We start from the raw sequence: 20,661 nt of genomic DNA, 5'->3' as shown, positions 1-20,661 counted from the left end.
GGCTCTGCTCCGCACGGTCATGGCGGTGATTCTGGGGCAGCCGAGGGCCCGGGTCCAGGCGCGAGGGGCGCTCCGCGCCTCCGTCGGACCGGGCGGTCCGGGGACTTGACGTGCGGGGCCCGCCCTGCCTCGCCCACCCCAGGGCCGCGCACCGCGATGGTCACCCAGGGCAGGACGAGATGGACGATCGGCCCGATCGCCGCGGCATAGAGCACCGTGCCCACGCCGACCGGACCGCCGAGGCTCCAGCCGACCGCGAGCACGGCCGCCTCGAGGACCAGCCGCACCGGGCCGATCGGCAGGCCCCAGCGCCGGTGGATGCCGGTCATCAGGCCGTCGCGCGGCCCCGGCCCCAGCTGCGCGCCGATGTAGACGGCGTCGCTCACCGCGTTCAGGACGATCCCTCCGGCCAGCAGCCCGATCCCGCCGCCGAGCGTGGTCGCCTCCGGGATGACCCGCAGGGCGGCGTCGGCCGCGACGCCGACCCACAGCGCGTTGGCGAGGGTGCCGATGCCCAGGTGCTGGCGCAGCGGGATCCACGCCACCAGCACCAGCACGCTCACCGCGATGATCACGGTGCCGATGCTGAGCCCGGTGCGCGCGGCCACGGCGACGTGGAGCACGTCCCACGGGTCGGCCCCGAGGGCGGAGCGGATGATCATGGCCAGCCCCGCGCCGTAGCCGGTCAGGCCCAGGGCGAGGGTGGCGAGGCGCAGGGGGAGGCGGTCCACGCGCAGCTGGGCGCGCAGCGAGAGGTTCTCCAGGGACATGGCCCCATCGTGCGCCGGATCGGACCCCTCGGACAGGTCCACCTGTGGTGCACTGGTCCCATGGCCCGCCCCGCCGCCCCTCCCCCGCATCCGGTGCGGCTGCTCGTCGAACAGCTGGGGCCGCGGCCGGCCTCCGCCGTCACCGCCTGGCTCGCCGACCGGATCGGCGCGCTGATCGGCGAGGGCCGCATCCCCCTCGGCGCCCGGCTGCCCTCGGACCGGGCGCTCGCGCAGGCAGTCGGCGTCACCCGCGGGACCGCGGTGCGGGCCCTCGCCCTGCTCGAGGAGCGCGAGCTGATCACCTCCCGGCAGGGATCGGGGCGCACGGTGCGCCTGCCCCGCGGCACGGTGGCCCCGGTGGAGTCCCTCTCCGCCCGGTCGACGCCGGCGCAGGCCGGCACCCTGGATCTGCGCGCCACCGTGCTGCCGCCGCATCCGCAGGCGGAGGCGGCGGCCCTCGAGGCCGTCGCCGGGATCGGCCGCGACCCCTCGCGGGGCACGGCCCCCGCGCACGGGCTGCCCGAGCTGCTCGAGGCGATCTGCGCGCACTACGACCGGCGCGGCCTGCCGACCTCCCCCGACGAGGTCACGGTGACCACCGGCGCGGTCGCCGGGCTGCACCTCGCGCTGCGCGCGGTGACGCGCCGCGGGGACCGGGTCGCCGTCGAGAGCCCCTGCTACCCCAACACCGCCCGCGTCGCCCGCGGGACCCGGCGCCGGATCATCCCCCTGGATGCCGGCGCGGCGGCCGAGGGGATGGCGGAGGTCCTCGCCTCCGGAAGCCTGGACGCGGCGATGCTCACCCCGGACTTCCACAACCCGACCGGCCGGCTGCGGGACGCGCGGGAGCGGGGCCTGCTGCTGGAGGCGGCGCGGCTCTCGGGCACGCCCCTGGTCGTCGACGAGACCCTGGTGGGCATGAACTGGCGGGGCCTCACGATGCCGCCGCCGATGGTCCGGCCGGGGACGACGACGCTGCTGGTGGGATCGGCCTCGAAGAGCCTGTGGGCGGGGCTGCGCATCGGCTGGATCCGGGCGCCGCGCGCGCTCACCGAGACCATCGGCCACCTGCGCCTGGGGGTGGACCTCGGGGCGGCCGTCCTCGAGCAGCGGATCACGGCGGCCCTGCTGCCGCAGGGACCGGATCCGCAGATCCTCGCGGAGGTCGCCGCGCAGCACGAGGCCCTGCGCGCGGGCCTGGCCCGGCATCTGCCGCACTGGAGCGCCCCCGCGGCCGACGGGGGCCTGTCGCTGTGGTGCACGGGGCTGCGCCGTCCCAGCCCGGAGCTGGTGGCGCGGGCCGCGGCGCGCGGCCTCGCGCTGACCCCCGGCGGGCTGTTCTCGCCGACGGGCCGCGGCGGGGACGACGCGATCCGCCTGCCGTTCTCCGCCCCGGCCGACCGCATCGGCCGGGCGCTGGAGATCCTCGGGGAGATCGAGTCCGATCAGGCGTGATCGCCGGCGTGCGCGTCCTGCGGGGCCTGCTGGCCGAGGCCGCAGATGCGGCGCACGAAGGCGATCTGGCGGCGCAGCGCCCACTGGGCGCTCGGCCCCTGGATGAGGATCGGGTAGTCGTGCGGGGCGCCGACCTGCTCGTGGTACTCGACGGGGACGCCGGCATCGGCCAGGGAGGCGTGGGCGGCGCGCGCATCGCCCAGCAGGATGTCGTCCCCGCCGGCGACGAGATGCACCGGCGGCAGGCCGTGGAAGCCGCCGAAGCGCGGGCTCAGGCGCGGGTCGGTGCGCACGTACTGCCCGGCGTACAGCCGGCCCGCGCGCTCCAGGGCCTGCGGGGTCAGCACCTCGTCGCGACCCGCCTGGAGCGCGATCACGGGATCGGAGAGGGTCAGGTCCGTCCACGGGCTGGTGAGCAGCAGCGCGGCCGGGGCGCCGTGGCCCTCGTCGCGCAGGCGCTGCGCGACGGCGAGGGCGAGCCCGCCCCCGGAGCTGTCCCCGGACAGGATCCAGCGGCCGGGGGTCAGCTCCGCCTCGCGCACCAGCTCGGCGACCACGCCCGCGGCGTCCTCGAGGGCGCGCGGGAAGGGATGCCCGGGGGGCATGCGGTAGTGGACCATCGCCGCAGCGGTGCCGGCCCGGCGGCGCAGCTCTTCCAGCCACCGCCAGTGCGCCGGCGTCTCCCCGATGGTGTGCGCCCCGCCGTGCAGGTGGATGACGGCCGCCTGCCGCGCCCGGTCCCGGTCGATCCAGGTCACGGGCACCCCCGGCACGGTCCGGTCGCCGATGCGAGTGACCTCGCGGGTCACCAGCGCGCGGTCGACCACGTCCCGCCCGGGGAGCGTGGGCCGCTGCGAGGCCCGCAGCGCCAGCCGGTAGGGCGTGTCCGGGAGCGCGGACAGCAGGCGCAGGCCCCGGCCCGCGGCCCGGGCGGGGGCGAGGTCCTCCGGCGCGGGAGGCACAGGGAGGTCCGGGGTCGTCTCGGCGGCGCGCGCATCGCTCATGGGCACATCCTTCCACGCCCCGCGCCGCGGGTCAGGCGGCCGGCGCCAGCTCGTCGTCGACCATCCGGGCGGCCGACGCCTTCCACGCCACCGCGCCCATCACCAGGGACAGCACCAGCAGCACCACGAGGATCGCGGTCCATCCGGCCAGGGCCTCATGGGCCAGGCCCACCGCGAAGGGGCCGATGGCCGCGAGCATGTACCCGACCGGCTGGACCATCCCGGACAGCCGCGCCGTCACCCGGGCGTCCCGGGTGCGGGCGGGCAGCAGGGCGATGGTCGCCGGGAAGACGAAGCCGCCGATGCCCAGCAGCAGCATCCACAGCAGCGGCGCGGTCCCCGGGGCCAGCAGCAGTCCCGCATAGCCGGAGGCGGTGAGCACGCCCATGGCCAGCATGATCGGCTGCAGGTTCCGCACCCGGGCGATCACCATCGGCATCACCAGCCCGCCGAGCATGCCGCAGGCGAAGGAGACCGAGGCCAGCGCCCCGGCGGTCGCCGGGGCCAGCCCGGCGTCCGCGAGGATCGAGGGGGTCCACCCCATCTGGATGTAGGCGTGCATCGACTGCAGGCCGAAGGTGATGGTCAGGGCGATGGCCATCGGCGAGCGCAGCAGGCTGCCGGGGGCGCGGCCGCCGCCGGCCGGGGGCTGGAAGTCGTGGCCCGTGCGCCGCAGCACCAGCAGCCACACCAGCGCCGGCACCGCCGCGCCCAGCGACCACACGCCCAGAGCGGTGCGCCAGCCATCCGGGGCGGCCTCGGCGATGGGCACGGAGAACAGGGTCCCGGCGGTGCCGCCGGCGGCCAGGACGATCGAGTACATGGTCATCAGCGCGACGGTGCGGGAGCCGCCGTGGCGCTTGACCCACGCGGGCACCAGCACGTTCCCGAGCGCCGGCCCGGCCAGCGCCAGCACCGTGAGCAGGGCGAAGACGGCGCCCCCGCCGGACAGCGGCCGAAGCGCCAGTCCCAGCGCCGCGATCCCGATGGCGACGACGATGCTGCCGGTGAGGCCCAGCCGCTTGGCGACGGGCACCGCCAGCAGCCCGATCACGCCGAAGCACAGCCCCGGCATGGCGGTCAGCAGCCCGCCGTAGGTCTCCCCGCGGCCGAAGGCCTCCGAGATCGGGTCCAGCAGCGGCCCCACCGAGGAGGCGCCGGGACGCAGGGCGAAGGAGATGGTGAGCAGGGCGATCGCGGCCAGCGCGAAGCCGAACGCCCCGCGGCCGCGACGGGCGGGCGCGGCGCCCCCGGCCTCGGCGCCCCCTGCCGCGGCGCCCCCTGCCTCGGCGCCGGCCTCCGGCTCGACGGCGGGCTCGTCGGCGAAGACATCGGCCTCGACCGCATAGGAGTCCGCGCAGACCTCCCGGTCCCCGGGCTCCCCGGCGGGATCGACGGCGGCGGGGGCGGGCACGGGGCGGGGGTCAGGGCTCACCGATCCGTTCTATACCCCGCGGCCCGGCCGCGGCCAGATACCGTGACGCGGATCGGCTCCGCGTGGATCGGCCTCTACCCTGGGCCCATGCCCGACAGCTCCGGCCCGCCGCCCGCCGCAGGCCCCACGATCTTCCTCACCGGCGAGGCGAAGTCGCCCAGCAACAATCCGATCACCACGCAGTGGGGGCTGTTCTTCATCGGCCTCGTGGTCGATACTGAGACCCACGTCATCCGGGCGGCGGACTGCACCGCCACCCTCTCCCTCACGGTCGACTTCGTGCGGGAGCTGCTGGTGGGACGCTCGCTGCTCGAGGATGACGCCCTGGTGGAGTCCATCACCGACAGGTACCACGGGTCCTCGCAGAGGGCGCTCGCCGCCGCCGTGCGCAGCGCCGCCGCGAAGTACCGCGACCTGGCGGCGGACCCGCCGGACATGACCCCATAGCCGCTCTCCGCCCGCCCGGGACCTCACAGGACCGGATCCGCCGGAAGCACCCCGCACGCGCCCGCAGCCGCCGGCGCCGTGCAGGGTGCTTCCGGCGTTCTCTGTTTCTGGGGGTGTTTCCGGCGGCGGACCCATCCCTTCGAGGAGCTCCCCCGTGATCACCGACGGCCTGCTCATGCTCGGCGTCCTGCTGGGACTGTCGTGCGCGCTGATCGTGCTCGAGCGCACGACCGGCTGGACGCTGTTCCGGTACGTGCCCGGCATGGTGCTGATGTACCTGCTGTGCGCGACCCTCAACTCCCTGGGCGTGTTCAGCCACGACGAGGCGACCCGCGCCCCCATCGGCGAGGTCAAGACGGTGATCCTGCCGGCGATGATCTTCCTGTTCCTCTTCGGCTGCGACCTGCGCCGGATCATCCGCCTGGGCCCGAAGCTGCTGATGACCTACGTGGTCGCGGCGGCCTCCCTGAGCATCGGCATGGTGGTGGCTTTCCTGCTGTTCCGGGCCGCGCTGCACCCGGACGCCTGGAAGGTGCTCGGCGCGCTGCTGGCCTCGTGGACCGGCGGCAGCGCCAACATGGTCGCGGTGCAGGACATCCTGCAGGCCCCCGAGTCGATCTTCGGCTACGCCCTGATCACCGACACGATCATGTACTCCGTCTGGCTCATGCTCATGTTCGCCTCGGTCGCGGTCTCCCCGGCCTTCAACCGCTGGACGCGGGCCGATGACTCCTACCTCGCCGCCCACGCCGGCGACGCGGAGGACGAGCAGGCCCGCCCCGTCACCGTCGCCTCCCTCGCGATCACCCTGTTCGGCTCGATCTTCGTGGCGACCCTCGCCCTGTGGATCGGCTCGCTGCTGCCGGAGATCGGCCAGGTCGTCAACGCCACCACCTGGACCATCCTCATCGTCTCCGTGCTGGGCCTGATCGTCGCCCTCACCCCGCTGGGGCGCACGGCCGGCGCCATGGAGGTCGCCTCGCTGATGCTGTTCGTGGTGATCGGCCAGATCGCCTCCGGCTCGGACTTCTCCGCCATCACGCAGGCGCCGCTGTACCTGCTGATCGGCGTGATCGTGCTGGTCATCCACGCCGCGATCATGGTCGTGTACGCCAAGCTCACCCGGACCGAGCTGTTCTCGCTGGCCGTCGCCTCGACCGCGAACATCGGCGGCATCGCCTCGGCCCCCGTGGTCGCGAGCGCCTTCAACCGCCAGCTGGTGCCGGTGGGTGTGCTGTTCGCCCTGCTCGGATCGCTGCTGGGCACCTTCACCGGGCTCGCGATGGCGCAGGTGATGGCGTGGCTGTGAGCATTCCTCCGGCCGATGGCGCGCCGGCCGCCCGGCCCGACGACGCCGTGCTGACGGTCCGGGCGGTGCGGGTGCACCGGCACCGGGCGGCGCTGCTGCGCCCCTTCGTCACCGCCGCCCGGCGCACCGAGGCCGTCGACTACGTGGTCGCGGAGGTCGAGCTGGACGGCGGCGCCGTCGGCCAGGGATCCGCGGCCGATGCCGTCGCCGTGACCGGCCAGAGCGCCGCCTCGATCACGGCCGCCCTGGACGGCCCGGGCCGGCGCGCCCTGACGGGGGCCTCCGGCACGATCGCGGAGCTCTCGGCCCGGATCTCGGCGGCCCTGCCGCAGGCCACCAGCGCCGCGGCCGCCCTCGAGGTGGCCCTGCACGACGCCTGGGCGCGCGGCCACGACGCACCGCTGGCCGCGCTGCTGGGCGGCAGCATCGCCGGCGCGATGGAGAACGACATGACCATCTCCCTCGAGGACCCTCCGGCGATGGCCGCCCGGGCCCGCCAGGCGCGGGCCGCCGGCACCCGCATCCTCAAGGTGAAGCTGGGCCGGGACATCGACGAGGACCGGCGCCGCCTGCACGCCGTCCTCGAGGCGGCGCCCGACGTGCGCCTGCGCCTGGACGCGAACCAGGGCTGGTCCCCCGCCGAGGCGATCCGCATCATCGGCGGCCTCGAGGCCGAGGACCTGCCCCTGGACCTCGTCGAACAGCCCGTCCCGGCGGCCGATGTCGCCGGCCTCGCGCAGGTGCGCGCCGCGGTGGGCGTGCCGATCATGGCCGATGAGGCCGTGTGGTCCCGCGAGGACGCGCTGCGTCTCATCGACGCCGGCGCGGCGGACCTGCTGAACATCAAGCTCGCGAAATCCGGGGGGATCCGCCCCGCGCTCGCCATCGCCGATGCGGCCGCCGAGGCCGGCCTGACCTGCATGGTCGGCGCGATGATGGAGCCGCGCATCTCCATCACCGCGGCCGCGCACCTGGCCTTCTCCCACCGGGCGATCACCCTGATCGACCTGGACCCGCCGGCCTGGTTCGCCTCCCCCGCCCCGGCCGGCGGCTACACCGAGGACGGCGGCATGCTGCGCCTGCTGGGCGGTCCCGGCCTGGGGCTCGACCGGTTGGACGCCCAGGTCGACCCCGCGACGCACGCCCCTGCCCGGCACGACCCTGCCCGGCACGACCCTGTGCCGAGCGACCCCCCGCCGGAGCATCCGGCCCCCTGAAACCCCGGTATCCGCACGACGAAGGAGTCCATCATGGGAACGCACCGACACCACCGCACACCCGGCCGCGAGGAGACCGGCGCCCTGCCGCCGCTCGACGGTCCGCGCCTCACCCGCCGCGGCGGGCTGAGGCTGGCCGCGGCCGGCGCCGCCGGCCTGGTGACCGCGCTCGGCACTGGAGGAGCCATGGCCGCAGGCCCCGCCCCCACCGGCACCGGCGGCAGGGCCGGCGGAACGCCCGCCCGGCCCCCGCAGGACCTCCCGGTCCCGGGCGAGGGCCTCGCCCCGGGCGTGCACGCCCACTGCGCGGTCACGGCCACGACGCTGTGGGTCGAGCCCCGAGGCAATCGGCCCGGGATCGACGACCCGTCCCTGACCACCCCCGTCGACCTCGACGCCTGGAACGCGAACATGCAGGACACCGAGACCCGGCGCTGGCTGACCGGGGAGCTGGAGTCGCAGGCCGTGCTCGGCAGCCCCGTGATCGTCGACGAGGTCGACGGCGACTGGGCACGGATCGTGGTCACCGCCCAGCCCACCCCGCGCGACCCGCGCGGCTACCCGGGCTGGGTGCCGACGACGCAGCTGGTGGTCGACGAGGACTTCGCCGCGGCCGCCGCCTCCTCGCCCACCGCCACCGTCACGGCGCTGACCAGCATGCTCTCGCGCACGCCGTCCGGCAGCGCACCCCTGATCCCGGTCTCCTTCGACACGGTCCTGCCGGTCCTGGGCCGCACCGGGCGCTCGGTGCGGGTCGCGGTCCCCGGCGGCGGATCCGCGCATCTGCCGGCCGAGGACGTCGTGGTCCGCGCCCCGGGCGAGCAGCCGCCCCTGCCGAGCGTCGAGGACATCATCGCCACCGGCGAACGGTTCCTGGGGCTGCGCTACCTGTGGGCCGGCGTCAGCGCCTACGGCTACGACTGCTCCGGGTTCACCTACACCCTGTTCCACCACCACGGGATCACGATCTGCCGCGACGCCGGCCCGCAGATGCGCGACTCCGGCCTCGAGGAGGTGGACCGTGAGGATCTGCAGCGCGGCGACCTGGTGTTCTTCGCGACCGAGCCGGGCGGGGACTCGATCCGGCACGTGGCCCTGTACCTGGGCGAGGACATGATCCTGCAGTCCCCCAACGCCGCGCGCAGCGTCGAGATCATGTCGCTGAGCGAGTACGACCCCGACGGCGAGTACGCCGGAGCGCGCCGCGTCGCGCTCGCGCGCTGAGCCGGCCGCGGGTCAGCGGGCGAGGTCCGGCAGCAGCGCCCGGACGAGGCGGCCGATGTGCGCATCGGCCGCCTCCTGCCCCCTGCCCGCGGTCATCACCGCGAGGTACCGCACCGTGGTCGTGTCCGGGTCGCCGAGGAACGCGACGTCGTGGCGGTAGTCGTCGACCCACCCGGTCTTGGAGCCGACCTCCACGTCCGGCCGCAGCGCGTCGGCGATCACGCGGATCCGCTGGGCGCGCAGCGCCTCCCGGGCGAGCGACCGCGAGCGGGGCTCGAGCCCGCCGGGCCCGGGAGCGCCCGCGACCAGCGCGCGGATCGTGCGGGCGAGGTCGGCGGCGCTGGTCTCGTTGGTCGCCCCCGCCGCGATCGCCGAGGCGTCGCCGATCATCCGCTCCACCCGGGTGCTCGTCAGACCCAGCCGGGCGATCTCCTCCGCGACCGCCGGCAGCCCGACCAGGGAGAGCACGTGGTCGGTCGCCTCGTTGCTGGACCGGTCGATCATCCGCACCAGCAGCTCCCGCACGGCGATCGGCGTGCCCTCGGGCGGATGCGTGGCATCCCGGTGGTCCCCGCCGAGGGCGAAGACCTCCCCGTCGGCCCCGCGGAACCGGGACGTCGCCGTGACGCGGGCCGCGAGGTCGAGCCCTCCGGCGTCGACCGCGCGCAGCGCCGCCAGCAGGACGTGGAGCTTGATAGTGCTGGCGGCGTAGAAGGGACGGTCGGCATCGGCCGCATCCAGCACGCGGCCGGCGTGGTCCAGCAGGCAATGGGCGGTGCGCTCCTCGCCCGGCGCGGGGGCGGTGGGGATGCTCATGCGTCCCGACGGTACCGGGCACGACGACGGCATCGCAGCGCGGGCACCCCGGCGCGGCATTCCGGCGCGGGCACCCCGGCGCGGGCATCCCGGCGGGCCGGCGCCGCGCGGCGGGACCCAGGTCCACCTCGACGGCGCGAGAGACGGGACCAGGGGTGGTGGTGCTCGGCAGGCGGGGTGCCTAGGCTGGCTCCTGGGGACCATCAGGGGGACACCGGTCCCCGGAGCGACCGAGGGGGACGAGGATGACGGTGGAGACGCGCCGATACAAGGTACGACGGGCACTGCCGGGTCTCCTGGTCGCCATCGCCTGCGTGGTCCTGGTGGCCGGGCTGCTGGCGATCTCCCTCGGCAGTCCCGCGAGCCTGCCCCTGGCCATCGGTCTCGCCGCCGTCTCCGTCACCCTGCTGATCCTGGCCGTGGTGCGGCTGCGCGACCGCTGATCCTCCCGCACTCGATCGCGCGCGCTCGCGCACGGCACCTGTCGCCCCGCCGCCGGGCGTGGTAGGCAGGGCGCATGAGGACTCCCCCGCGCCATTGGGCGCCGGCCGAGCAGCCTGCGCACGTCGACGGCCGCGACATCCGCCTGCGCATCTGGGGCAGCTCGACCACCTCCGAGGAGGACGCCCGCGCGGCGGCGCGCTCCCGGCTGCAGGCGATCCTCGCCGCAGGAGGTCCGGGCCGCGGCGACGCCGCCTGGTACTACCCGCGCGGCCCGCTGCGCGAGGAGCTCCTCGAGGAGATCCGCGACGGGGACGGCACGCTGCTGGCCACGATCACCCGCAACCGCTACGGCGCGCAGATCCTCTCCACCGACGCCGTGCTCATCGCCGACGTCGACCTCCCCGTGCGCCGCCACCCGGCACGCCGGCCGGCACCGCGCGGGAGCCTGCTGGATCGGATCCTGCGCCGCGCCCCGGCGCAGGAGGCCGCCGCCCGCGCCGTGTTCGAGGAGTTCGTCGCCGCCCACCCCGACCTCGGGGTGCAGGTACACCGCACCCGCGCCGGATTCCGTGTACTGGTCACCGGCGCTGAGGCGCAGCCCGGAGGCGAACGCGCGCGGCAGCTGCTCGAGGAGCTGGGCAGCGATCCGCTGTACGTCACCCTGTGCCGCTCCGACGGCTCCTTCCGGGCGCGGCTGACCCCGAAGCCGTGGCGGGCCGGCACGGCGGCGCCGCGCGTGACCTGGCCGGCGCGAGCCCCGGCGGAGGCCGAGCGGCTGCGAGCCTGGGTACGGGACTACGAACGGTGCTGCGACCCGTTCGCCGTCACCCGGCGGGAGTCCGCCCACGGCCCCGCGCCGAGCGCGTCCGAGCGCCAGGTGATCGACCTGCACGATCGGCTCGCGCGGGCGGACTCCGGGCTCCCGCTCGCCTGAACCGCGCCGGCGCCTCGCCTCGTGCCGCCGCGGACGGACAGGATCGGGAGGAGAATCCTGTATCCCATAAGATTCATGGACCATCGTTCCCGGCGCCCATCGGCGGGCACCGGGGCAGACCCCGGGAGTGCTCATGAGTGTCAAGCGGCAGGTGCTGCGTGCCGAGGTCCAGGAGATGATCCTGGACCGGCTGACCCAGGGGAGCTGGCGCCCTGGTGCCCGGCTCAGCATCGACGGCCTGGCCCGGGATCTCGACGTCTCCCCCACCCCGGTGCGCGAGGCGCTCGTGGCGCTCGAGAGATCCGGGCTGATCCGCTACCAGGCGCTCAAGGGCTACGTCGTCGCCGAACCGCTGACCCCGCAGCAGATCGCGGAGCTCATCGACGCCCGCGTGGTCATCGAGACCGCGGCGATGACCCGCGCCTTCGCGCACTGGGAGGAGCTCACCGCCGACCTGGTCGAGGCCCATGCCGCGCACCAGGCGCTGGCCGATCGGATCGCCGAGACCGACGAGCCGCCCTACGAGCTGATCCACGAGTACTTCCTGGCCGATGCCGCCTTCCACGAGGCGATCTTCCGCCACGCCGGGAACCGTTTCCTGGACTCCATGCGCGAGACCATCCATGCGCACGCGCATCGGATGCGGCAGACCTGGTCCGCGGGCCCCGGGCAGATCGACTCCGCCGAGGCGATCGCCGAGCACGCCGCGGTCCTGGCGCGGGTCCAGGAGCGCAACCACGACGGCGCGCTGCAGACCCTGCGCACGCACCTCGAGGCGGTCGGCGAGCGCTCGGGCGGCATGCAGGAGGCCGCGCAGGAGTAGGCCGCGGTCGCTCGGTCACTCCCGCGCGCTGCGGCGAAGAGCGCGCGGGGAGGCGCCGGTGACGGCCCGGCACGCCTTGTTGAACGCCTGCAGATCGCTGAAGCCGACGCTGGCCGCGATCGCCGGGATCGACATGGTGCTGCTGGTCAGCAGCCGCCGGGCATGGTCGATCCGGCGTCGCCGGATGTAGGCGACCACAGACTCGGACAGCTCGCCGCGGAACACCCGGGTCAGGTGGTTGGCCGAGATCCCCACGTGGGCGGCGACCTCGGGGACGGTCGGCGGCTCCGACAGCCGCGACTCGATGTAGGACATCGCCGCGCTCGCATGGCTGCGGGCCGGGCGCCCGTCGCTGCTGCGCGGCCTCTCGTCCAGGCGCAGCAGCGCCATCCAGATGTCGGCACGGGTGCGGGCGGGACGGGTGACGGCGGAGGCGATCGCCGAGGTCATGAGGTCCGTGATCGCCGGCAGTTCCGCCCCGGGTCGCATCACGACCTCCAGCCGCCCGCCCGGACCGGGACGCCCGCCGGCCGCGCCGGTGCCCGGGGACGCGATCGGGTCCCCGCGCAGATGGGCGTAGAGGTGGGTCGACGGGCCGCGATAGCGGTAGCGGATCCGGCAGGCCGGCGGCACGAGAGAGACCGATCCGGGGGTGATCCCGTGCTCGACGCCGTCCACCTCGAGCACGGCGTCGTACTCGTACAGGTGCAGGGACCACAGCTCGGGGAGCTGGAACTCCTCCTCGTCGCGCTGCACGCCATGGGTGCTGCGGCCGATGTTCCGGACCTCCGGCGGGGAGGTCAGGTCCAGAGGGGCTGGCTCCGCCGTCGGCATGCTCATGCAGGAATTGAACCAGCATCGGCCGGATGAGCACCATCCGCCACGGGGGCGGCCCTGCCTACGGTGGATCCGCAGCGTCGCCCCGATCTCGCGCCGACCTGCACGGACTACGACACGCCCCTCGGAAAGGACCCGTCATGACTGCGACGGTCGACCGCGAACATCTGCTCAGCTCGGTGGAAATGGCCCATTTCGTCTCGCACGGCGCCTTCGCCCTCCAGGCGGTGGTCCCGGAGGAGATGAACGAGCGGGCCATCGAGGTCCTCGACGCCGGGATCCCCGGCTACCCCTACGGCACGCCCCTGGACACGGCGTTCCCCACCGGCACCTTCGTCCGCGAGCTGCTGGACCTCCCGGCGATCGCCGGGGCGGTGCAGAGCCTGGTGGGTCCGGACCCGGTGATCGACCATCACGCCGTGCACATCCGCCCGCCGCGCGGCGGGGAGGCGCAGAACATGCACGGCGACGCCATCCTCGACACCCGCACCGACGCCTTCGACATGCAGCTGATGTACTACCCGCGGGAGGTCACCCTGGAGCAGGGCGGGACGCTGAGCGTGCCGGGCACCCATCTGCGCCGGATCAACCAGACCGGCATCGGCCGCTACCAGAACCTGGCCGGGCAGACCCGCCTCACCTGTCCTGCCGGCACCGTCGTCTTCCTCCATCACGGCATCTGGCACGGCGGGCGCCGCAACGACTCCGACGTCGCGCGCTACATGTTCAAGATCCGCTTCAACCCGACGGTCCGCCAGCTGCGCCTGTGGAACACCGATGACATCGACGATCCGGCTGTCGTCGAGACGCTGCGGACCTCCTTCGGGTGGACGAACGCGAACGAGGGCCGTCTCGAGCTGGTCAACCGGGCGAAGCTCTGGCGCGTGCTGACCGGCGACCAGCTGTTCGACATCGACAACTACCTGACCCGCGAGCAGCTGCGCCCGCAGTTCGTCGCGCCCGGCGCCACGGACGTGCGCCTGGGATCGAACGCCACCGCAGGGGGCTGGGGTCTCTGACCCGGGCGACCCGCCCCTCGCCCCTCCGCCGCCCGGCTCGACAGCAACTCTCCGACCAGAAGAACAGGACCATCATGACCCTCTCCGTCGACGAATCCTTCGCCGCGAAGCCGATCGACCCGCATCTGCGCCAGCAGGTGCTCATCCTCTACCTGGGCACCTCCGCCCTCGACTCCGAGGTGATCGGCTGGAGCCGCTACGACGGCACCGGCCGATCCCGCCCGACGATGGGCGACAGCGACGAGCCGCCCTTCCGCACCGGTCTGGATGCGCTGCTCGCCGGCTGGCGGCTGATCCAGATGTCGCAGCTGATGCCCCACCAGCCCGGCCACGAGTACGACGTGTCCTACCTGCCCTACGAGTTCGTCTTCGAGCGCCTGGTCGAGACCAGCCGCTGACGGCGCCCGGCCCGTCGGGCGGCGACGCCGGTCGCAGATACCGGCCGGCGAGGTCAGCGCCCGGCGGGCGCCGTCGCCGCGGCCGTCGTCCCGTCCTCGGCGGGGCGGCGGCTCAGCAGCCCCGAGACGGCATCGTCGCGGTGGAAGTCGTAGCCGCCGGTGGTCGGGGCGATCCGGACGTCGCCCGCGCCCCAGTGCAGGGGCGGCGTCGAGGCGTCGATGATCTTCAGCGGGTGCCCGACCTCCGCCGGCGCCACCCGGGCGTGCTCGAGGACATGCGGCCACCACGCCTGCACCGGGCGACCGCTGCGGTCGCGGACCTCGAAGCGGGAGGCTCCGCGGGCCGCGGCCTCCCCGCCGCCGTCTCGCAGACGGTGCAGGGTGAGCCCGCCCTCGTGGACCATCATGTGGTGGCGCCGGCACAGCAGGACCAGGTCCTCGATGTCGGTGCTGCCGCCGTCGCTCCACGGCACCAGGTGGTGGGCGTCCAGATGCCGGGACTGGTGGCAGCCCGGGAACTGGCAGGTGCCCTGGGTGGCGCGCAGGGCGCGGCGCTGGGCGGGCGAGGCCAGGCGTCGCGTGCGCCCCAGGTGCAGGACCTCCCCGTCCTCGTCCGTGACCAGCAGCGCCAGCATCCCGGTGCAGGCCAGGCGCTGCGCCGTGGCCGGCTCCAGCGGCCCCATCCCGACGATCCCGCACCGGTCCCGGTGCCCGCCGGTGTCCAGGGACGGCGCGGGAGGATCGCTCGGCGCCGCGGGCTCCTCCCCCGGCGCGGCAGGCGTTCCCGCGGGAACGCCGTCGGCGGCGAGGGCGTCCGGCGTGACGTGCACCAGGACCAGGTGGCGGTCCTCCCCGCTGCAGTCGGCCGGCGCGGTCTCGAGGTAGGTGCGCGCCAGGTCGAGGAGAGCATCGGCCTTGCGCTGCGGGATGTCCGGGGTGCCGAAGTCGGCGCGGGCGGAGCGGGCATCGTCGTCCTCCCCGATCGGGGCGTCGTCCCGCTGCAGAGCCAGATCCAGCGCTGTCACGATCTCGGCGCCGACCTCCGCCGGGAGCACCGCACGGAGCTCGACCATGCCGTCCTCCCGGACACGCCAGGATGCCGCGCGGGCGGCCTCCTGGGGCATGCGGGTGCCCTCGGCCGCCCGGAAGCCGGAGATGGTGCGGGCCAGCTGCGAGGCGGTCATCGATCGGGCCATCTCCAGCAGAGCCTCCTCCTCGACCCGCCCCACCAGGCGCGTCATCTCGCGGACCTTGGAGAAGGACAGGCGGCCCCGCCGGAACTCCTCGACGGTCGCGGGCATCCGCGGGAGGGCGCGCGCCACCCGGACGTGCTCGCGGGCGGTGCCCGGCGACATCGAGCAGGCCCACGCCAGCCAGTGCGCCGTCGACTTCAGCCCGACGTACCAGCGCAGGGCGTCGCGGGACTCGAACTCCGCCACGAGCAGCAGGAACGCGCACATCGCCTCGGCGATGTGGGCGGCATGCGCCTGGATGCGCGTGCCGAGCCGCTCGGCGTCCTCCCGGTTCAGCGGCGTCACCTGCCCGATCGCGGCATCGGCCGCTGCCCGTGCCTCAGCTGCTGCCCGTCCCTCGGCCGATGCCGGTCCCTCGGCGGCGGTCCGTGTCCTGTCCGCGCCCTTGGTCTCGCTCATGAGAGCACCTCTGTCCCCCGATCCCCGGCGACAGCCCCATCGCCGCCGCCGCAGATCCATCCCACCAGAGGGCACCGACGGTCGACGCCGCCGGACCCGCCGGTGGACGAGCACGGGGTGGGGAGGACCAGCGGATGCTCGGCCTGCTCCCCCGCCGACGGCCGGGACCTGTGCCGCGCCATGGCGCGGGCGGACCATGATCGAAGGCCCCGGAGGCGTTCCCGCGGGAACGTCTCCGGGGCCTCCGGATGGCGGCGGCGGCCCGGGGCCTCCGGGATCCGCCGGGGATCTACGAGACGATCAGCCAGGCCAGGGAGATGATCGCCATCCCGGTGAAGCCGAGCACGGTGCACATCAGCGTCCACGTCTTCAGGCCGCCCGCGACCGACAGCCCCAGGAAGCGGGTCATGATCCAGAAGCCGGAGTCGTTGATGTGCGACAGCGCGAGCGATCCCATGCCGATCGCGAGGATGATCAGCGCGACCTGGATCGCGGAGAAGTCGCCCGCGAGGACCGTGGACTGCACCAGCCCGGCGGCCGTCAGCGTCGCCACGGTGCCCGAGCCCTGCGCCACCTTGAAGATCAGCGCGAGCAGGAACGCCAGCAGCAGCACCGGCACCCCGGCGTCGACCAGCAGGCCCGAGACGGCCGTCCCGATCCCGGAGACGGTCAGCACCTTCGCGAACACGCCGCCCGCGCCGGTCACGAACACGACGATGGCGGCCGGGCCGAGGGCGCCGTCCATGACGTCGGCGAGGTCCTGGCGACCCCAGCCGTGGCGGAAGCCGAGCACGTACATCGACAGCAGACCCGCCACGAGCAGGGCGAAGCCGGGGGCGCCGAGGAAGGAGAGCACGTTCAGGGCGGGCGAGCCCTCGGGCAGGAGCACCTTTCCGATGGTGCCGCAGGCGATGAGCAGGATCGGCAGCAGGATCATCGCGATGACCGTCGCGGCCGAGGGCTCGGTGACGCGGCGCGCGGGGGCGGCGTCGGCGCCGGACGACGCGTCGGCATCGGCCGATGCTCCCTGAGCACCGCCCGCCCCGGACCCGGACCCGCCGTCGCGGGAGCCGCCGGAGCCCGCCGGGACGGTGACCGCGCCCGCGCGGGCGGCCACGAACCGGGCCGCGCCCGCATCGGCGTACTTCTGCGCGACCTCGGGCGAGACCGAGAAGGTGGTGCTGCGCATGATGCGTCCGGACAGGAAGAAGACCAGGAAGCCCATCGGGATCGCGAGCAGGATGCCCAGCACGGTCACCAGGCCCAGCTGCTCCGGCCCCAGCAGCGTGGTGGAGCCGACGATCCCCGGGTGCGGCGGCACCGCGTTGTGGATGAACACCATGAGCACCGCGACCGGGGCGCCCAGGGCGATCGGCGAGCGATGCCCGGCGGCCTTCGCGAAGCTGAAGATGATCGGCACCAGGATGATGAAGGCGACGTCGAAGAAGATCGGGATCGCGACCAGGCCCGAGGCGATCAGCAGGGCCGGGCCCAGGCGCTTCTCGCCGAGGACCTCCGCCGCGCGGTGCGCGATGATCTCCGCGCCGCCGGTCTTCTCGATGATGCCGCCGAGCATGGCGCCGAGGCCGACCAGCAGGGCGACATTGCCGAGCGTGCCTCCCATGCCCTCGATGACGGTGGGGATCACGTCCTGGATCGGGATGCCCGCGAGGACCGCGGTGAGGACGGAGACGAACAGGAGGGAGATGAAGGCCGGCCATCTCAGCTTCATGACCGTGAACAGGAGGATGGCGATCGCCAGGACGGCGACGCCGATGAGATATGCGGTGCTCATGACTGCCTCTCCCCGGGCGGCGCAGCGCTGCGCCGCCCGGGATCGGGGGTGGGGGTGGGGGTGCTCAGCGCTCCTCGGCGCGGTCGAGCTTCAGCATCGTGGCGATGACGGAGTCGAGCTCGCTGTCGTCCCAGATGCGCTTCCAGTCGTCCTTGATGATCGCCTCGCGCCCGTAGTCCATCGCCAGCAGGCAGGCGTCGGAGAACGGGTTGGAGCCGCGCAGGGCGTTGGTCAGGGAGATGAAGATGTGGCCGTAGAAGATCGCCTTCACGGCGTCCTCGGGGATCCCCTTCTCATGGATGGCGTGGTCCATCGAGTCCTTGAGGAACTGGCCGATCATGCATCCGGTGGTCTCCACCAGGGTCGGCTCGAGCTGGGCGAGCTGCTTCACCGTGACCCAGTGGACGTCGATGACGGGGGCATAGATCGCCCGGATGACCTGCTCGAGGCGACCCTTCGCGTCCTGGTCCTCGCCCTCGAAGGCGGCGACGACCTCCTGCGGGGCGGCGATGCCGCCGAAGGTGTCGGCCCACTCCTCGGGGGTGGTGCGCTCGAGGAACACGGAGGGGTGGGCGGGGTGGGCGCACGCCTGGAAGACGTCCTCGCGGGTGGCGAGCAGTCCCGCGTAGGCGGCGGCGGGGTCCAGCGTCAGCAGCACGGACCCGGGCTTCATCTGCGGGACGACGGACTCGGAGACCGTCCCGAGGACCACGTCGGGCACGGCGAGGATGACGACGTCGGCCTCGCCGGCGACGTCGTCGATGCTGCTCACGGTGCGGCCCAGCGCCTCGACGCGCTCGCGGCCCGCCGGGGAGGACTCGCAGTAATGGATGGTCGCATCGGTGAGGTTCAGGTTGTTGGACACGCGCGTGCCCATCTTCCCGGCGGCGCCGACGACGGCGACGGTGAGGCTCGCATCGAGGTCGACCTGCTTGCCCTTGAGGGGGTTGAGGTCCTTGCTGCGATCGGTGGTCATGGTGATCTCCTTGCTCGGGGTGAAGGCGGGTGCGGTGCGGGCTGGGCCGATGGGTCGATGGGCCGATGGGCCGATGGGCCGATGGCCGATGGCCGATGGTCAGGGTGCGGGCGCGGGGGCGGCCTGCGCTGAGGTGCGCAGGGCGTCGAGGGTGGCGCGGGTCCAGTCGCGCTCGATGCGCAGCGTGGTCTCGAGGTCGCCCTGCCAGGGCAGCCAGTGCTCGACGATCGCGGCAGGCGTGCGCCCCTCGCGATAGACCGCGTCGAGCTCGTGGTCGAGGTCGAGCAGGCCCTCCCCCATCCGTGCGCCGGAGAGGGTGAAGCCCACCCAGCCCTCGGCGCGGTCGAAGCGGAAGTCCTTCACGTGCAGGTCGACCACGTGCGCGGCGGTCCGCTCGACGACGTCGCGGGGATGCTCGAGGGCGGAGACGCAGTTGGCGGGGTCCAGGCAGATCCCCACGTGGGGCGAGGCGACCTCCTCGACGACGGCGATCAGCTCGGCGGTGGGGACCTGCTCGTAGGTCTCCAGGGCGAGGGTCGCGCCCTGCGACTCGAGCCGCGGAAGGACCTCCCGCAGCGCGGCGACGGCCTGATCGCGGCCGCCGGCGATCTCGGGGCGCTGGATCATCGAGCGCAGCACCGGGGCGCCCAGCGCCTCGGCGATGTCGAGGTAGCGGCGCAGATGGTCGGGGCCGATGGTGCGGGTGCCGAGCTCGAGGCGCAGCCCCAGGTCGCGTGCCTGATCGCGCAGAGCCGTGAGCTCCGCCCGGGAGAGTCCGTCCACGCACGGGTCGTCGCAGATCTGGAAGACCTGGCAGTCCAGCTCCGCCGCCCGGTCGAGCATCCCGGCGATGCTCATCGGCCGCGGGTTGGCGTCCTGCCATTCCCAGAACAGCGCGTACGTGCCGATCCCGATGTCCATCCGCGTCACCTCGTCGTGGTCCGCCCCGGCCGGTCGTGCCGGGCGCGTGGCCTCACGCTAACCTCGCCACCCCCAACTGGTCAACCAGTTGACCGTCCGCGCGCAGGTGCTCGCCGCACAGCGAGATCGCGGGACGATGAAGAACGGGACGGTGGGCGCGGGAACGCCGATGCAAGGGGCGGGGTCGCCGCGGCGGGCATCGCCGTGCGGCCGGAACGCCGGAGCCGGGGCGCACTAGTCTGGTCGGGTGCCCGAGACCTCCCGCCCGTCCCGATCCGATTCCGCAGCTGCGCCGGCCCCGGCCTCCGATCCGCGCACGCCCTCCGAGCCGGTGGACCCGCTGGATCTGCTGCGCCGCGACGCGCAGGGTTCCCGCTCCCCCAGCGGATCGGTGGCGAGCCGCCTGCTGGACGTGCTGCTGGGCGATTCCATGCGGCCGGGCGACCGGCTGCCCTCGGAGCGTCGGCTGACCGAGGCGATGGGCGTGGGACGTTCGGCGATCCGGGAGGCGATCTCTGCGCTCGAGGTGCTCGGCGTGGTCGAGACCCGAGCCGGATCCGGCACCTACCTGCGCGCCTCCACCTCGGAGCTGCTGCCGCAGACGCTCTCCTGGAGCCTGCTGGTGGACCAGGACGCTACGGAGGACCTCGCCGTGGTGCGCGGGGCGCTCGAGCGCTCGGCGGCCCAGGAGGCGGCACGGGAGCCGGCGGCCGACCAGGTGGCGCGGCTGGAGGAGCTCGTCGCCGCCCAGGAGGCCGCCCGTGGGGACGCCGCCGCCTACATCGAGGCGGACATGGCCTTCCACCAGCACCTCGCCGCGATGGCCGGGAACCCCATCCTTGCCGCGCTGCTGTCGACGTCGCGCTCGCTGCTGCGGGTGTGGTTCGAGCGCGGCGTGGAGGACCCGGCGGACATCGACGTCGCCATCCGGGAGCATCGGGCGGTGTGCGAGGCGATCGCCGCCCAGGATCCGCAGGCCGCCGCGAGCGCCATGGAGTCGCACATGCGCACCGCCGCGGAGCGCCTGGTCCGCACGCCCGTCGACGGCGCCTGAGGCCGCCGACGGCAGGCCGCGCCGACCACAGGCCACGCCGGCAGCCTGTGCCGACGGCTAGCAGCTGACGGCTAGCGGCCGATGACTGGCGGGTAGCGGCCGATGACTGGCGGGTAGCGGCCGACGAATGA

At 74.3% G+C, this 20,661-nt stretch carries 20 protein-coding genes; 11 read left to right on the top strand and 9 right to left on the bottom strand.

The window, feature by feature from the left end; translation table 11 throughout:
- Positions 1-17 precede the first annotated feature (17 nt).
- A complete protein-coding gene (yczE, locus tag BF93_RS07490) occupies positions 18-770 on the bottom strand; it encodes a membrane protein YczE (RefSeq protein ID WP_051486667.1) in 753 nt (250 codons plus the stop codon).
- Between the two features lie 60 nt (positions 771-830).
- Here yczE and BF93_RS07485 point away from each other — a divergent pair, with 60 nt between their 5' ends.
- Complete coding sequence (locus BF93_RS07485; protein WP_051486666.1) at positions 831-2,225, top strand: aminotransferase-like domain-containing protein; 1,395 nt, start codon at positions 831-833, stop codon at positions 2,223-2,225.
- Here BF93_RS07485 and BF93_RS07480 read toward each other — a convergent pair.
- Together BF93_RS07480 and BF93_RS07475 are read right to left on the bottom strand one after the other, a co-directional pair.
- The gene (locus BF93_RS07480; protein ID WP_051486665.1) at positions 2,216-3,229 is read right to left on the bottom strand and encodes an alpha/beta hydrolase; all 1,014 of its coding nucleotides are present in this window, start codon (positions 3,227-3,229) and stop codon (positions 2,216-2,218) included. The two genes, BF93_RS07485 and BF93_RS07480, sit on opposite strands and share 10 nt — an antisense overlap.
- 31 nt (positions 3,230-3,260) lie before the next feature.
- On the bottom strand, positions 3,261-4,664 hold the full coding sequence (locus tag BF93_RS07475; protein WP_156954078.1) for an MFS transporter: 1,404 nt from the start codon (positions 4,662-4,664) through the stop codon (positions 3,261-3,263).
- Positions 4,665-4,751: 87 nt separating this feature from the next.
- Here BF93_RS07475 and BF93_RS07470 point away from each other — a divergent pair, with 87 nt between their 5' ends.
- From BF93_RS07470 to BF93_RS07455, 4 genes are all read left to right on the top strand, one after another.
- Positions 4,752-5,111, top strand: coding sequence for a DUF3870 domain-containing protein (locus BF93_RS07470; protein WP_051486664.1), 360 nt, complete (start codon positions 4,752-4,754; stop codon positions 5,109-5,111).
- A gap of 154 nt (positions 5,112-5,265) precedes the next feature.
- On the top strand, positions 5,266-6,420 hold the full coding sequence (locus BF93_RS07465) for a DUF819 family protein (RefSeq protein WP_038371685.1): 1,155 nt from the start codon (positions 5,266-5,268) through the stop codon (positions 6,418-6,420).
- A complete protein-coding gene (locus BF93_RS07460; protein ID WP_232226251.1) occupies positions 6,411-7,637 on the top strand; it encodes a dipeptide epimerase in 1,227 nt (408 codons plus the stop codon). Before BF93_RS07465 ends, BF93_RS07460 begins: the two co-directional genes overlap by 10 nt.
- A gap of 33 nt (positions 7,638-7,670) precedes the next feature.
- Positions 7,671-8,861, top strand: coding sequence for a C40 family peptidase (locus BF93_RS07455; RefSeq protein WP_084148355.1), 1,191 nt, complete (start codon positions 7,671-7,673; stop codon positions 8,859-8,861).
- Positions 8,862-8,873: 12 nt separating this feature from the next.
- Here the strand turns inward: BF93_RS07455 and BF93_RS07450 are convergent, their stop codons facing one another.
- On the bottom strand, positions 8,874-9,677 hold the full coding sequence (locus BF93_RS07450; RefSeq protein ID WP_038371683.1) for a serine hydrolase: 804 nt from the start codon (positions 9,675-9,677) through the stop codon (positions 8,874-8,876).
- A 251-nt stretch (positions 9,678-9,928) separates the two neighbouring features.
- Here BF93_RS07450 and BF93_RS07445 point away from each other — a divergent pair, with 251 nt between their 5' ends.
- The 3 genes from BF93_RS07445 to BF93_RS07435 all read left to right on the top strand — a co-directional run bounded on the left by BF93_RS07445 (position 9,929) and on the right by BF93_RS07435 (position 11,878).
- Positions 9,929-10,120, top strand: coding sequence for a hypothetical protein (locus tag BF93_RS07445; RefSeq protein WP_038371682.1), 192 nt, complete (start codon positions 9,929-9,931; stop codon positions 10,118-10,120).
- Positions 10,121-10,194: 74 nt separating this feature from the next.
- Positions 10,195-11,055, top strand: coding sequence for a hypothetical protein (locus BF93_RS07440; protein ID WP_038371681.1), 861 nt, complete (start codon positions 10,195-10,197; stop codon positions 11,053-11,055).
- A 133-nt stretch (positions 11,056-11,188) separates the two neighbouring features.
- Positions 11,189-11,878, top strand: a complete 690-nt coding sequence (locus tag BF93_RS07435) for a GntR family transcriptional regulator (protein ID WP_038371680.1) — start codon at positions 11,189-11,191, stop codon at positions 11,876-11,878.
- A gap of 15 nt (positions 11,879-11,893) precedes the next feature.
- Here the strand turns inward: BF93_RS07435 and BF93_RS07430 are convergent, their stop codons facing one another.
- On the bottom strand, positions 11,894-12,718 hold the full coding sequence (locus BF93_RS07430; protein WP_232226249.1) for a helix-turn-helix domain-containing protein: 825 nt from the start codon (positions 12,716-12,718) through the stop codon (positions 11,894-11,896).
- A 137-nt stretch (positions 12,719-12,855) separates the two neighbouring features.
- Between BF93_RS07430 and BF93_RS07425 the strand changes: the two genes are divergently transcribed.
- Both BF93_RS07425 and BF93_RS07420 read left to right on the top strand, forming a co-directional pair.
- Positions 12,856-13,734 carry a phytanoyl-CoA dioxygenase family protein gene (locus BF93_RS07425; protein WP_051486663.1) on the top strand — a complete coding sequence of 293 codons (879 nt, stop codon included), beginning with the start codon at positions 12,856-12,858 and terminating at the stop codon, positions 13,732-13,734.
- A gap of 74 nt (positions 13,735-13,808) precedes the next feature.
- Positions 13,809-14,132, top strand: coding sequence for a hypothetical protein (locus tag BF93_RS07420; RefSeq protein ID WP_232226247.1), 324 nt, complete (start codon positions 13,809-13,811; stop codon positions 14,130-14,132).
- Between the two features lie 53 nt (positions 14,133-14,185).
- Here the strand turns inward: BF93_RS07420 and BF93_RS07415 are convergent, their stop codons facing one another.
- From BF93_RS07415 to BF93_RS07400, 4 genes are all read right to left on the bottom strand, one after another.
- Positions 14,186-15,784: an HNH endonuclease signature motif containing protein gene (locus BF93_RS07415; RefSeq protein ID WP_038371677.1), complete on the bottom strand. Its 1,599-nt coding sequence runs from the start codon at positions 15,782-15,784 to the stop codon at positions 14,186-14,188.
- A gap of 289 nt (positions 15,785-16,073) precedes the next feature.
- Positions 16,074-17,579: a GntT/GntP/DsdX family permease gene (locus tag BF93_RS07410; RefSeq protein ID WP_038371675.1), complete on the bottom strand. Its 1,506-nt coding sequence runs from the start codon at positions 17,577-17,579 to the stop codon at positions 16,074-16,076.
- A gap of 64 nt (positions 17,580-17,643) precedes the next feature.
- On the bottom strand, positions 17,644-18,555 hold the full coding sequence (locus BF93_RS07405) for a phosphogluconate dehydrogenase C-terminal domain-containing protein (protein WP_051486662.1): 912 nt from the start codon (positions 18,553-18,555) through the stop codon (positions 17,644-17,646).
- 99 nt (positions 18,556-18,654) lie between these two features.
- Positions 18,655-19,476 (bottom strand): sugar phosphate isomerase/epimerase family protein, encoded by an 822-nt coding sequence (locus BF93_RS07400; RefSeq protein ID WP_038371673.1) that lies wholly within the window; start codon positions 19,474-19,476, stop codon positions 18,655-18,657.
- Positions 19,477-19,723: 247 nt separating this feature from the next.
- On the opposite strand from BF93_RS07400, the gene BF93_RS07395 reads away from it, so the two are divergent.
- Positions 19,724-20,530, top strand: a complete 807-nt coding sequence (locus BF93_RS07395; protein ID WP_051486661.1) for a FadR/GntR family transcriptional regulator — start codon at positions 19,724-19,726, stop codon at positions 20,528-20,530.
- Positions 20,531-20,661: the final 131 nt, after the last annotated feature.

Source organism: Brachybacterium phenoliresistens (assembly GCF_000576425.1).
In the GTDB taxonomy this organism is placed as follows: domain Bacteria; phylum Actinomycetota; class Actinomycetes; order Actinomycetales; family Dermabacteraceae; genus Brachybacterium; species Brachybacterium phenoliresistens.
The sequence above is the reverse complement of the archived record's forward strand: the minus strand, read 5'-3'. Positions and strand labels throughout refer to the sequence as shown.

What these genes read in the sequence shown, in the direction of transcription:
- yczE (WP_051486667.1), bottom strand. Translation starts at nt 770, where the DNA reads ATGTCCCTGGAGAACCTCTCGCTGCGCGCCCAGCTGCGCGTGGACCGC.
- BF93_RS07485 (WP_051486666.1), top strand. Translation starts at nt 831, where the DNA reads ATGGCCCGCCCCGCCGCCCCTCCCCCGCATCCGGTGCGGCTGCTCGTC.
- BF93_RS07480 (WP_051486665.1), bottom strand. Translation starts at nt 3,229, where the DNA reads ATGAGCGATGCGCGCGCCGCCGAGACGACCCCGGACCTCCCTGTGCCT.
- BF93_RS07470 (WP_051486664.1), top strand. Translation starts at nt 4,752, where the DNA reads ATGCCCGACAGCTCCGGCCCGCCGCCCGCCGCAGGCCCCACGATCTTC.
- BF93_RS07455 (WP_084148355.1), top strand. Translation starts at nt 7,671, where the DNA reads ATGGGAACGCACCGACACCACCGCACACCCGGCCGCGAGGAGACCGGC.
- BF93_RS07450 (WP_038371683.1), bottom strand. Translation starts at nt 9,677, where the DNA reads ATGAGCATCCCCACCGCCCCCGCGCCGGGCGAGGAGCGCACCGCCCAT.
- BF93_RS07440 (WP_038371681.1), top strand. Translation starts at nt 10,195, where the DNA reads ATGAGGACTCCCCCGCGCCATTGGGCGCCGGCCGAGCAGCCTGCGCAC.
- BF93_RS07435 (WP_038371680.1), top strand. Translation starts at nt 11,189, where the DNA reads ATGAGTGTCAAGCGGCAGGTGCTGCGTGCCGAGGTCCAGGAGATGATC.
- BF93_RS07430 (WP_232226249.1), bottom strand. Translation starts at nt 12,718, where the DNA reads ATGAGCATGCCGACGGCGGAGCCAGCCCCTCTGGACCTGACCTCCCCG.
- BF93_RS07425 (WP_051486663.1), top strand. Translation starts at nt 12,856, where the DNA reads ATGACTGCGACGGTCGACCGCGAACATCTGCTCAGCTCGGTGGAAATG.
- BF93_RS07420 (WP_232226247.1), top strand. Translation starts at nt 13,809, where the DNA reads ATGACCCTCTCCGTCGACGAATCCTTCGCCGCGAAGCCGATCGACCCG.
- BF93_RS07415 (WP_038371677.1), bottom strand. Translation starts at nt 15,784, where the DNA reads ATGAGCGAGACCAAGGGCGCGGACAGGACACGGACCGCCGCCGAGGGA.
- BF93_RS07410 (WP_038371675.1), bottom strand. Translation starts at nt 17,579, where the DNA reads ATGAGCACCGCATATCTCATCGGCGTCGCCGTCCTGGCGATCGCCATC.
- BF93_RS07405 (WP_051486662.1), bottom strand. Translation starts at nt 18,555, where the DNA reads ATGACCACCGATCGCAGCAAGGACCTCAACCCCCTCAAGGGCAAGCAG.
- BF93_RS07400 (WP_038371673.1), bottom strand. Translation starts at nt 19,476, where the DNA reads ATGGACATCGGGATCGGCACGTACGCGCTGTTCTGGGAATGGCAGGAC.